This is a genomic window from Sphingobacterium sp. UBA5670, assembly GCF_002420705.1.
In the GTDB taxonomy this organism is placed as follows: domain Bacteria; phylum Bacteroidota; class Bacteroidia; order Sphingobacteriales; family Sphingobacteriaceae; genus Sphingobacterium.
This window is the reverse complement of the sequence record NZ_DIIM01000011.1, coordinates 72,441-85,120: the sequence shown is the minus strand read 5'-3', so window position 1 is coordinate 85,120 and position 12,680 is coordinate 72,441. Positions and strand designations below refer to the sequence as shown.

The window sequence follows — 12,680 nt, the reverse complement described above, 5'->3', positions numbered from 1 at the left end:
GTTTAGGATTATTTATCAACCCAAACACGTCCATCCAATTGCCAGCTCTCCTGTCTAGCGATCTGCAACCAACTGAATATCTGCGCTGTTACATCCGTATTTTTGGGAACCAATGTATTAATCGTTTCTACAGATGGGGCACAAAGAAAATCATTGAGCTTGGAGATTTCATAATTCGAGTTTCCTAGCTTCAATGTATTTCCATAGGGGCCTTCGTCGTAGAGAACACCATTGGTAACCGTTCCAACAACAGGCCAATTGGCCGCAAGATTTGCATAATAAGGATGTTCCTCATTGATTCCCACTTGACAATTATACTGCGAAATAACTGCCAATGGCAGGGCGGCCTTCCAAAAGCGTATATCAGCCAGATAGTAATCACCTTCGTTCCAGTTGCTTCCCCCATTTATTAAGCCCAATCTAAATTTTGCAGGGCTACTGATTGATCCCCATGAACTAATGTCCATCTCATTGCCAGGCAGGCCATTGGTATAGGTTTTCACGATTCGTTTACCCTCACTTGTTAGCGATCCAACAATAGTTACATTATTCCAGGTCGCATTGTTCAATTTTGGTCCGTTTACTTCTCCACTTCCGTTAGGACCACGGCCATTAAACATCCAATAGTCTTCCTTAAAGGCCAAGATCCACCCATTTGTCGGTGCACCCGACTCCCATTTTTCACGTTTGCCAATAAAAGATGGATAGTTAGGAAATTTGTACGTATTATTAGGCCCTTTATTCTTTTTCACCTTTAATTCAATTGTAAATTCTTCTTTATCTCCTAGATCAAATACAGGATTGTCCCCTTCGGTCAACTCTGCGTAGATTCCGCTCTTAAACCGCAAAAAATCTCCAGAAAAACGACTGCCCAAATAGGGTTTATTAATATATCTCGATTTGTATTTAGGTGAATAGAAGATTGTGAAAGTATTGACATTAGGGTTACTAAAAATCGTATTGTCGTTCTGTGCTGGAGGAATCTCAAAAGGACCACCTTTACTTGAGGTGATGATCACCAGCCAATTCTCCTTTTTAAATGCGGGTCTTTGCTCCAAAGCCTGTATGACCTCCCCTACCTGTTTGTCGAAGTTTTCTATAGCAGCCTTATAGACAGCACTGCTATTGTCATAAGCCCCGCTCTTTCCCGCTTTATCAACCGACGTAAAATGTGCAGTCAACATCGTCAGTTCAGGTTGCATTAAACCCTCTTTGACATCCTTTACAACTTCTTCATCTGAATTTTCTAGTTTAGCTACCGTTGTCGGGGCTAAGTTATCAACAAATATCTTGGAGCTACTGTACACTTTAAATTCTGGGGTCTTCATATTCGCCGCCACTCGCGTATAGACTGTTGGAAAGGTCTGAAAATTATTATTCTTAAAATTATCGCCAATGACCAAATGTTTATTTTGACTCACTCCAGTGATAATATTGGATAAATCAGCTCCTGTAGTCTGTACATCATCATGTTCTTCGCTTAACGAAACCCACGAATAAATAGAATGGTTAAGCAAACCATTCATTGTCGGAATATTTGCTGTTCGGACCGATTCTCCCCGAGCACCGTCCACAATGAGCAATAATACTTTGGGCTTTCCATACACCAAATCCACCGTATCCTGTTTACCTTCATTATCCGGCAACAACCGACCAAATTCATCCTTACAGGACATAACTGCCGATAATAATACGAACGACAGTAGCCAGCAACCTATATTTCGAAAATTAGCTTGAGATCTCATCAATTTAATATTTAAGTTATTGTTCCAATTTAATTCGAATGAGATTATGAACCTCTTCGTTATTAAATCGACTAAAATAGCCCATCAAAAGCAATGCGCGTTTACCATCTTCTGTTTTTGTTTCTACAGCTTTATTGATAAATCCAGAGAAATAACCAGAGGTATTGTAATCACTATTTAATTCCCCATTTGGATTTAAAATCATAAAGCCATTTCGTGCAATATTATTATATCGCGCAAAATCACCCGAAACAACAATTAAACCATCATTTAATTGCATTGCATAAGAAGGATTACCCCCGTCAAATGTTTTGGTCTGAAACGTTGGATCCACTGTCCCATTTGCATTCAACATCATCACTTTAATCGCGGAAGCACCATTATATTTACTAAACCCTCCAACAACCATGTACTTATTGGTTAATGTATTGTAAGTAACTGACGAAACATTGTAGTCTGCTCCGGTACCACCCGAATTAAATGTCGGGTCCAATGTTCCATCAGCATTCAATCGGGTAATATATCCTACAGACTGCCCATCAAACCGATTGAAAGAACCATAAACTAGGATTTTCCCCTTTAAGGTCCCACTGTTGTGATATACTGTTGCTACCGATCCATTTCCACCTGACAACGGTTTACCATCTGCCCCAAACCTAAAAGATTTGTCTAACGAACCATCCAGATTCAACCGGGCAACATGCCTTATTTCTGTACTATCCAAGATAACGGTATCTCGAGTTTCTAGTTTGTTAGGTTTTCCATAGATTCGATGAATGTAATATCTAAAATTTCCTGTCGCTAAGATTTTCCCGTCGGACTCATAAATATTACCGATATTGCCATCAAATCCGCCATTAAATGTTGGATAATACTTCAGTGTATCTGTTTGTCCAGGTCTACGGAATGGTTTGATCCCCATGGTATCGATGGCTCCAGTTGTATAAATTCGCGTCAGATTGCTGATATCAGCATTTCGCTGCCCATAACCTGAAAAAGAACCTGCCAAAAAATAGTAATTCCCCAATTTTAAAATGCTATTCAATGAGTTATTGGCCCCTGTACCTATTCGGAAACTCGCGTCGTAGGTCCCATCCGCAAATGTCCTCACCAAACGATTAATCGGTCGTATTGCCCCTTTATTATTATAATTGGTGAAAGAACCTGTATAAATCATTTTGCCATCTTCCAAAAAGAGCACATCGGAAACCATACCATTTGTTCCCACCCCCACTTGAAAGGTTGCGTCAAGGGATACATTCCCTAAAACTGTAAATTGTGGCCCGAAAAAAACAATATCATCTATTGTGACGGAGAGTACTCCAGTGCTGGCGAAAGGCGGAACCTTCAATTTCACATGATCTGCCGTTAACTCAACAATCTGCGCTTTCTCACCGTTAAACCGAATGATAGCCTTGTCTTTATATTTATCCAGGCCTTTAATTCGCATGATCGTCTCACCTCCAGTTTTACCAGATTCAGGCTGCATCTTATCCGTTGGATTGATTTCGATGCCCAACGGAGGCAATCCATCTTCATAGGGAGCTGAAAACATCTTATTATCCTTATTGCACCCTAATAGAAGAGAAATAACGAATAAAAGGGCTGTATATTTCCAAATCGTATTATACATAACTTTCATAATTTAATCTACAATTGGTTATTAACGCTTACTTTCCAATATATCCCACTGAATGTCACCCTGATTAAACCCAAACTGAGTTTTGGTATAATCGATAACATGAACAACACCATTATCTGGTTGAATATCCGATGATGCTACTGGACAGGATCGCCAGTCATTTGGCCTACTAACATCCGGGATATAGGAGATATAGAGCTGCCTATAGCCCATATATTTTAAACGAGTTATATTATTAGGGTCAGAATCATTTATTGCATCATTGTAAACAACACCAATATTTGACACGGTATTCCCCAGTGCGGTATAATTTTGTCCTTTATAGACATTCAAGAGATCAAAATCAATCTGGGGATAATCCATCAATTTTCGTTTCCCATTAAACATGTAACGTAGTAAATACTTGCGCCAGATCGCACTATCAATGTCCGCTAGTGTTTTGATGGTATCTCTTCCTAAATTGTAAAGCATCCAATTGACGCTTTGATCGATAACGGTATTTGATTTTGCCAGACCGATCAACTTCTTTATATTCTCATCTCTAGGAGCAAAAAAAGTAAACTCTTTGGACTTAAAATCTTCTTCCAAACCTGCTAATCTGATAATTTGGGCAATTGAATCGAATTCTCTTGGTTTCGAATCCAGATAATCCATAATCGAACCATCAAATTTTGCCTGTGCCAATCCGCCATCCTGATAATACGCGTCTTTTTTGCATGATCCCATACCCAATATTAACATCACCGTTATGAAGGCATATCCTATAATCTTTGCTTGTATCATAATTAAACTGATTTAATTTCCACCTGTCCAATAATCGTTCAACACGATTTTTGAGTTAAAATTTTTGGCTGAAGCGTCCAAAGGCCAAGTCCACGCACGACGGTTATATTGATCGATCGTCATAGGGTTCATGGTCCATTGCGGATTTAGTATTCTTCGCGTACGGATCAGATCAAAGTATCTTACCCCTTCCCCAATCAATTCACGACAACGTTCTTCAAAAATGAAATTCTTAAGATCTGCACCACCCCCAGCATAGCGTGGAGCCTCAGCCCGATCACGGACAATATTAAGCACGGAGACCGCTTCAGCCTCTCGTGCACCACCTAAATTAGCTAAGGCCTCAGCCTCTAATAGCAGCGCATCTGCATAACGAAATATCATAAATGTATTATCTGGGTTAGAATCTTCATTTCCCGATGCAAAAACATTAGCTGCAAATTTCTTCAAGACAAATAGTCCGTCATTTGCGTACATATCCTCATACCAGAGCTCTTTTCGCTTATCTGCTGCACCATTAAGCGGATAAATCCGATACATGAAAATAGAGGAATAATAGGCGATGCTGAATTGTTGGTTATAACGAGGAAATTTATAGGGCCACCGTAAAAAATGATCCCACAATGGCGCATACGCATTGTTAAGATCATTATAATTGATCGTCCTATAAAATTCAAAAAGAGATTCCTCCGTGCGTCCTTTAGAGACTTTAGCCCATTCTTCAGGTGTTAGTCTATACAGACGATGTACGCCGCTTGCACGCAGCTCCTTACCTAAGCTCGCAACACTTTCATAATACTTCATGGAGTTGCCCGAATCAAAATTTGCATTCCACATCTTCATATGCATCAATAGCGCGATAATACTTCCTCGACTTGCGCGAGCACCTCGTTGTGATGCATCGCCAAAAGTCCAGGGCATAATATCTTTTACAGGCTCTAAATCAGCAATACATTTGCTGATTACAGAAACCATATCCTCACGTGGTAGCTGCTTAGCAAAGTATGCATCGGTATAATACACCACATCACCATACAAACGAACCATCCAAAAGTAACTCAGACAGCGCATAAATGTAGCTTCGGCCTTATAGCGATCTTTATCTGCGGCAGATAAGCCGGGAATTCCCTCTTCCAATTTGGAAATCAAAATATTACAGCTTTGAATAACTTTATAATAAGTATCCCAGATAGAAACCTTATACATGGCATACCCCTGTGAGCGACCGCCACCCAATGTATTGTTATACACAGCATTCATACTATTTGTCCCAAGATCGCGAAGAATCATGCGATCAGTTCCGGATGTAGGAGAAGGGAAAATTTCACCTGATCTAGCCTCTCCAATGGCACCCATTACCCATGATTCGTTCAGTTTTTCAAAAAACTGACTATAAATACGTGCTATATTCGCTTCTACATCCTCTTTAGACTGGTAGAAATTATTCCCGGTAAGTCGATCAATCGGCTCTACCGTCAAAAATTTCTTACAGCCCATCATTACGGTTGTACATAGACATATGACAAACGCTATTCTTCCTATATTTCTTTTTGTTTTCATAATATAGCCCAATTAGAAATCAATATTAACACCAACATTATACTGCCTAGGCACAGGATATCCGCCAGATGCATCCCGTCCCATCGTACTCACATTTTCGGGATTAGGCCCGCTGTACTTTGATAATGTAGTTATATTATCAGCCGAAATATATACCCGTAGACGCTCAAGTCCATATCTCCGAATAGCATTTTTCGTAAACATATAAGACAGTGTCACACTATTTAATTTAAAGTACGATCCATCTTCTGCCCATAAATCTTGGTCCATCCGAAATGGATCAATGCTTGAGTACCTCTTGAAATCGTAAGCATAAGGGTATTTCGCAATATCACCGGGCTTCAGCCACATATTAACATCATCCAATGGAACCACGGCCCTATCACCATAAGGATCATTCATCAACTGCAGCCGATCAGCTAAAGCGTTATTCAAAATGGTACGTTTTGCCGTGTAAGATGCGTATAAATTCAAACCAAAAGTTCCAAGAGTTTCATGATTGTAATTAAAATTCAACTGCAGACCACCCGTTATCAAAGGCTGAGAATTTCCAGTGCGCGCATAGTCATTTTCATCGAGAATATAATTGCCATCCAGATCTGCAAATATGGGATCACCGGCCTGAAATTCTGTCCCATTAGCCATTCGATATCGTCGCCCAGTAGCTGGGTCTACCGGCACATCAGCATCTGTACTGTAAACTCCTCGATTTAATAACATATAATTGGACATCGTTGATGTTCCTACCCTAAAAACCACATGTTGTTTATATCTATCAATGTTTTCCCAACGAACAAATTGACCACCATAATGCTCCGGCAGTTTTAACAACACGTCTCGATTGTAAGCCCCGTTCGCTCCTATTGACATCGTAAAGCGACCCTCAGTCCATGGCCTTAGCATGACAGACAGCTCATGCCCATAATTCGCAATGGCCGCCGAATTACTATTCACCTTTTCAAAACCAAGCGAAGAGGAAAGCAACTCTTCAAATAGGATATTATTTACTTTTTTATAATAAGTATCATAAGTCAATTCAAACCGGTTTTGAAAAAACGCAAGATCCAAACCTAGGTTGACCTGACTCGTTGTTGTCGGTTTTAAATCGGGATTAGGAATTTGTTCATAGTTGATACCGATACCTATTTTATCATTGTAGCTTCCTGCAATATCATATTTTCCATAAACCCGCTCCAAGGTACTATTAGGCATAACATTCACCCCCCAGCTTGTTCGAATGGATAGTAAATTAATCCAGTCCACATCTCTCAAAAAATTCTCATGATAAGCATTCCATCGAAAACCAACAGCAGGATTTTTAGTATAAAGATTGCCAAATCCATTTTGCGAAGACCCATCCATTCTGTAGGAAAGATCGACCACATATTTTTTCATATAATCATACGTACCTGCAATTGCAAAGGACAGTCCTCTTTCTTTTCCAAAACCACGGCGCAATAATCCGCCACCTTTGGAAAAATAACCATCAAATCCAAGTGGCCCCTCAAATTGATCATTAGGTGTCCGGGCCTGTAAAGTCGCATTCGCCTGTTTATCCAAGGTTCGGATCTCATTAAAGAGATTGAAAAATACAGTGTGTTTTTCTTTAAATGTACGACTGTAGTTGATTGAATTCCGATTATAAAGTGAATTATACCGACCATAATAAGCATATACCTGTGCAAATTGTCCATTTGCTGCGGCTGGTGTAAACGTATTTTCGTTATCAGAAGTGGATTCGTAACTCATGGTAGTGGTTGCCCGCAACCCCGGAATAATTTCATAGGATGCCTCAATAAAAGGTTTGATCGATTTGGATGAGTTATCATTGCGCGTTTTTAACGCTGAATTATATCCTGAAGATGCCAGATAAAAAGACGGGCCGGGCAATAGCGTTGAAGTCATCCCGTTTTTTGCTACACCAGACTGTAAAATACCTAAACCATTACCTTTGCTTTTTGAACCAAGGGAAGCATTTACCTGTGCTGTAAACTTAAATTTTTCATTAGGGTAATATTCAAATCGCATGTTGGCCATATAACGATCGAAACCTGTATTTTTGATGATCCCGTTTTCATTATAATAATTTAGATTCGCTTTATAATTCAGCTTTTGATTTCCACCGTCAATAGCCACGTTGTGTGTTTGATTGTATGTGGTGGCGTAAAACAAATCCTGCCAATTGGTTGAATTATTATAATAGGCATTCAAACTATCCGATAACATGGGCGTCTGTGAAATTCGATCCAAATCTTCCTGTGACAAAGCGTTTCCGTAGATCTGTAATAGCTTTAAACGACGTTCTAGATTTCCACCTAACGTTGGGCGCAATTGGGGCGGGGTTTTGAGGAAAAAATTTCCTGTATACCGTACCCTCGGAACCTCGGAATTACCTCGTTTGGTATTGATAATAATTACCCCGTAGGCCGCCAATGACCCATATAAAGATGTAGCTTGGGCATCTTTAAGCACCTCTATACTTTCGATATCTTCGGGCGGAATTAATGACAATGGACTGATTCCCGGTCCCTGTTGGCTCAATCCAAGCTCATTTGCCCTATCTGCATCCATTGGGACGCCATCGATCACATAAAGAGGAGACGTCGGTGTGAGAAAAGATTGATCGCCACTACCCGTCACACTAATTGTCGAAAGTCCACGGATTTGGGTCGAACCCCGAAAGCCTGGAGCCCCAGTATTTACCTGTATATTTAGACCTGCCACCTTTCCTTGAAGCAGATTCTCCACATTTGCAGACGGGATATCTTGAATTTCCTTTCCACTGATCTTGGTCGAAGATCCGGTAGTCGTCTCCCTTGGACGCTTTACATAGCCTCTAACAACAACTTCATCCATCTGATTATCTATTTCCTTTAAGTGAACGACCACATTCCGATCGGCCCTCACCGTCATTGAAGCCCCATCATAACCAATCAATCTAAACGCGACTGAAGTCCCAACCATCGTTGTTACGCTAAAGGCCCCCGATGAGTTTGTCGAAGTCGCTTCTTTTCCAGATTTGCCAAAACGTACGGTAACACCAGCCAGCGGCTTTCCCTTGTTGTCTGTCACTTTCCCCGACATGATGACAGTCTGCGCAAAAACTGCAGTAGAAAGAAACATACACAATACCAGCAGCATACAGCTATTATAAAATATCTTAAATTGCATAACCATTTCAATTATTCGTTATCAAATCGTGGATTTTCCCTTTGAAAATGGAAAACAATCTCCCAATCCCCTTTGGTAAAAATTTTAAAATTCAAACCAAAATTGGCTGTAATCAAACCGCCTCCAAATCCCTTTCTGGAGTAGGAAAAATCTACCTTTGCGCTATTTCCATTTGTATACTTTGTTGGATAACTTGTCAGAGGAATTGGATAGGCTACATCATATTGTACATAATCGGGTGTCTTTTTCATATTAAAGCCATGTACCAGTTCATTCCACCTTGTTTCATTAAAATTGTCCGGATTTATCACCTCCCCATTCTTATTCAAAAAGACAAAACGTAAATTATGTCCGTTGCCACCGGTAAATTTTCGTATATAGACAACAAGATCTTTAAATTCCTCATTCGTCCGCAATAGCTGATTGGAAGATTCTCCATAAACCTCATTCATATAAGAAGGCCAGATGTAACTTCTCTTGTTGGGGTTCTTGGGATCATTCGGATCTGGGGCAGTTTCACCATTATAGGGATTTTTATCCGAATAAGGTTCATAATCCTGAACACGCCAAGGGAGGATCATAAAATCTTTAATAACCGTTGATCCGCCAGAATTAGAGACCTTAAGATCAAAATAACGTATGTTCTGCACCAGATCGATACTGTCTTTTGAACGAGGTTCTATCAGCTCATTTGTAGAAGAATTCCATAAAATAAAACTGCCGGTAGAGTCAACTTCAAAAAGAGGCCGATACACCAATTGACGTTTTGCATCTATTTCTTCCAAGTTTTTTTCGGTACCATCGTAGCGGGATATCCATCGGTAGACAGGTTTCACTTCAAAAAGATCCTTATAAGGACGGCCATCTCCGTAGCGAGGATTAACAATTTCAAAACGCAATGGTGTGGTTGAATGATCTGTATTAATAGTCCCCATAAGCGTCGTCCTTCCCAAGATGGGATAAAAAGACTTCCCATCATAAGTCAAGTTGACGCTTAAAAATTCCTTCTCGTCAGGTAAATTGTAAAGCTTTTTGCATCCATTAAAGCCGATACACATTAAGATGAGCAGGCCCAAGTTGCATATCTTATTTATTGTAGTAAATTTTTCAGCAATTTTCATTTCCATACATTCTTAAATTGGTTATTGATTACGGTTCATTGTCCAGTCAGCCAATTGGAAATCGTTACCATCATACATCCGTATAATGTTCAAACGATAAGCTTTATACGCTTTGGTATTCGTAAAATAGAATACCCGCAACTGAAACCTTTCGTCAAATTCTTCAGCCTGTCTAATATCCAACGTAATCCAATTTCCTTGTTCATCCAGTCCTTGGAGATTCCAGTCTGCGGGATCGCGACCTTGAATATCATTCGCTGATCTAAGGGTGTAACTATTTGCAACCACCGCAGCAGGAAAGTCCCACTGCAAATAGAATAAGCCAGGACTCGACAAAAAGAATTTGGTTTCTGGGTTGCCGTCAAATACATATTTTGATGCTTCAACAGCATCTGGGCCGCCAGACGTCTCTTTTGAAGCGGACCACTGTCCGCCAATGGTCTTGAACAAGTTTTCTGGCGGCGGTATATAAATAATTTGACTAACAAATTTGTTAAAACCAAAAACATGATCCGGATTCAACACATGGACAATAGCATTATCAGTCTGGATATTTAAGGAGCTTGTTTCCGTCGTTACCCAATTACGATTGAAAACAGATCGCCTGGTATCTGATAGATCAACAATTGTAGGACCTCCATTTAGGTAGCCCGATGAGGCCTGTTTATTTAATCCAATATGCATTGGGTAGCCATAGCGAATTCCCAATACATCCTTGCCATCCTGGCTACTTAGCGAGTCGCTGCCAATCCGCCCTTGAATTATATATTGGCACAGCAGCGAATCCAATATTTCATATTTAACCGAATTCAGGTATTGTGCAGGCTTGTCAGAAACACTCAATGTATTATTGAGATTTTGGATAGCCAATTGAAAATTGGCATTGGTCAGTGCAAAAAGCGTCACTGTACTATCTTCCAATTTCTTTTGCAGACCAATTCTATCAATGACTTTAACTAAAGAGTCATATACACCAGGTTTACTTTTAAGATAGCTATATAAATTACCTTTAAAGACCGGCTGCTGGGCTGTGGGCGAATAATAGCCTTTATCCTTGGCACAAGCGTACAGCAGGGCTGTCATTAAGAGTGCATATACACCACGTACAAATAGGTTATTTCTCATAATTAACTCCTTTACTTCCAATAAGCATTTTGTTCGATCAACTTATTTTGTGCGAGAATCTCTCGAGCAATTGGCCAATAGATCCCGTCATTAGCAATTAACTGTGCCAATTGAGGATTGTCATGTTTTATCTTTTCTCGGCGAATCATATCGTACCAGCGATGCCCCTCCCCCATCAATTCCCTCTTTCGCTCTAAAAAAATAGCGTCCACCAAATCTCCATTTGCATTTTCACTGTAGACTTTAAGTCCTCTCCGCTCCCGAATCTCATTTAACAGTTCAATAGCAGTAGATTTCTCCCCCAAAACGGCTAAAGATTCAGCGCGTAAAAGCGCTATATCTTCTAAACGCGTTAAAACTGTAGCACTGGTAAAAATTCGAAAGGTTGGATCCGAAGAACCGCCCATAATACATTTGATTTTGCTAAAAATCGGGTATTTCCCATTGAAATTTCGGAAATATACCTCTGTGGTAGGGGCTCCAAGTGTATCAATGCTAAACCGCTGGTCCTTCTTCTCGTTGAATGTTTTTAAAATCGTTTCTTTCGGCATATAAATATCTGGCACCGACTTATTAACAACAGGAGACGCAAGGCTAAGCTCTTCAATATGTCCTGTAAACGATGCCTCCACATGTGCCCATATATAAGGGAATGAGAACATCTGCTCGGATCTCTTCTCAAAGAAGAATCCATTACCATCTGTTAAAAAAGATGTGGACAAATAATAGGCTCCCGCTTTGTTATAGTTATCCATAACGAACTGTGAATAGGACGCTGCATCCGCGTAATTGGCCTGCCAAGCGGCTAAATGTGCAAGAATAGCATAAGCAGAAAGCTTTCTTACCAAGGCACCATTCCATCTGCCTGATGTTTCATTGTAATAATTACCAATCTGCTGTTCATCACCCGTGCTGTAGGAATATGGCAACAGCTGTGCGGCATCATACATTTCCTTTTCAATCCAAGCATACAGTTTCAAACGGTCCTCTTTCGCTTTATTCTCAAAATTTCCATCATGGGAATTTAAGATCAGGGGTACATCTCCCCAGATACGAACCATATTAAAATAGGCATACGCACGTAAAAATCGAGCCTGTGCTACATCGACAACCAAATTGTTTTCTGTATAACGCATGTCCTTTTCCCGCACTTCTGGTGCACGCTCCATAAAAATATTGGCTGAATTAACTACAGCAAACCACCGTCGCCAATTCGATAGTGCATTCAACGATTCATAATTCGCTTTGAGGTCATTCTTAATAATTGCTTTTAAATCCTGTCGATTAGGGCTCTCAAAATCCCCTGATCGAACCTCTCCATACAGCCAATAGGCATTATTATCGTCCAAAGCTGCTTTGGTTAAACCATAAATCCCCATCAAACCTGCACGCGTGTCCTCCAAAGCATTCCACATATTCTCTTCCTTGACAGTGCGAGAAGAGTCTACATCCAGCATTTTCTTACAGCCTCCTAGAAGCAACAAGAAAAGCAGCAAAACACTAAATATGAGATGATATCTTTTCATTTCCTTT

General features: G+C 40.1%; 8 protein-coding genes. All 8 read right to left on the bottom strand.

The window, feature by feature from the left end:
* Positions 1 to 8: 8 nt before the first annotated feature.
* From B3C94_RS10290 to B3C94_RS10255, 8 genes are read right to left on the bottom strand one after another with little or no spacing between them, the layout of a single operon-like run.
* A complete protein-coding gene (locus B3C94_RS10290) occupies positions 9 to 1,745 on the bottom strand; it encodes an alkaline phosphatase family protein (protein ID WP_293903023.1) in 1,737 nt (578 codons plus the stop codon).
* Positions 1,746 to 1,761: 16 nt separating this feature from the next.
* Positions 1,762 to 3,378 carry a DUF5008 domain-containing protein gene (locus B3C94_RS10285; RefSeq protein WP_293903021.1) on the bottom strand — a complete coding sequence of 539 codons (1,617 nt, stop codon included), beginning with the start codon at positions 3,376 to 3,378 and terminating at the stop codon, positions 1,762 to 1,764.
* A gap of 30 nt (positions 3,379 to 3,408) precedes the next feature.
* Entirely contained in the window at positions 3,409 to 4,170 is a 762-nt protein-coding gene (locus B3C94_RS10280; RefSeq protein WP_293903018.1) for a fasciclin domain-containing protein, read from the bottom strand.
* 12 nt (positions 4,171 to 4,182) lie between these two features.
* Positions 4,183 to 5,730, bottom strand: coding sequence for a RagB/SusD family nutrient uptake outer membrane protein (locus B3C94_RS10275; protein ID WP_293903015.1), 1,548 nt, complete (start codon positions 5,728 to 5,730; stop codon positions 4,183 to 4,185).
* Between the two features lie 12 nt (positions 5,731 to 5,742).
* Positions 5,743 to 8,901, bottom strand: a complete 3,159-nt coding sequence (locus tag B3C94_RS10270) for a SusC/RagA family TonB-linked outer membrane protein (RefSeq protein WP_293903012.1) — start codon at positions 8,899 to 8,901, stop codon at positions 5,743 to 5,745.
* An 11-nt stretch (positions 8,902 to 8,912) separates the two neighbouring features.
* Positions 8,913 to 10,022 (bottom strand): DUF5007 domain-containing protein, encoded by a 1,110-nt coding sequence (locus tag B3C94_RS10265; protein WP_293903009.1) that lies wholly within the window; start codon positions 10,020 to 10,022, stop codon positions 8,913 to 8,915.
* A gap of 21 nt (positions 10,023 to 10,043) precedes the next feature.
* Positions 10,044 to 11,147: a fasciclin domain-containing protein gene (locus tag B3C94_RS10260; RefSeq protein ID WP_293903006.1), complete on the bottom strand. Its 1,104-nt coding sequence runs from the start codon at positions 11,145 to 11,147 to the stop codon at positions 10,044 to 10,046.
* A gap of 11 nt (positions 11,148 to 11,158) precedes the next feature.
* The gene (locus B3C94_RS10255; protein ID WP_293903003.1) at positions 11,159 to 12,673 is read right to left on the bottom strand and encodes a RagB/SusD family nutrient uptake outer membrane protein; all 1,515 of its coding nucleotides are present in this window, start codon (positions 12,671 to 12,673) and stop codon (positions 11,159 to 11,161) included.
* Positions 12,674 to 12,680 lie beyond the last annotated feature (7 nt).

Excerpts from the sequence above, each read along its gene's own strand:
- B3C94_RS10275 (WP_293903015.1), bottom strand. The coding sequence starts at position 5,730 with ATGAAAACAAAAAGAAATATAGGAAGAATAGCGTTTGTCATATGTCTA.
- B3C94_RS10265 (WP_293903009.1), bottom strand. The coding sequence starts at position 10,022 with ATGAAAATTGCTGAAAAATTTACTACAATAAATAAGATATGCAACTTG.
- B3C94_RS10285 (WP_293903021.1), bottom strand. The coding sequence starts at position 3,378 with ATGTATAATACGATTTGGAAATATACAGCCCTTTTATTCGTTATTTCT.
- B3C94_RS10270 (WP_293903012.1), bottom strand. The coding sequence starts at position 8,901 with ATGCAATTTAAGATATTTTATAATAGCTGTATGCTGCTGGTATTGTGT.
- B3C94_RS10255 (WP_293903003.1), bottom strand. The coding sequence starts at position 12,673 with ATGAAAAGATATCATCTCATATTTAGTGTTTTGCTGCTTTTCTTGTTG.
- B3C94_RS10290 (WP_293903023.1), bottom strand. The coding sequence starts at position 1,745 with ATGAGATCTCAAGCTAATTTTCGAAATATAGGTTGCTGGCTACTGTCG.
- B3C94_RS10260 (WP_293903006.1), bottom strand. The coding sequence starts at position 11,147 with ATGAGAAATAACCTATTTGTACGTGGTGTATATGCACTCTTAATGACA.
- B3C94_RS10280 (WP_293903018.1), bottom strand. The coding sequence starts at position 4,170 with ATGATACAAGCAAAGATTATAGGATATGCCTTCATAACGGTGATGTTA.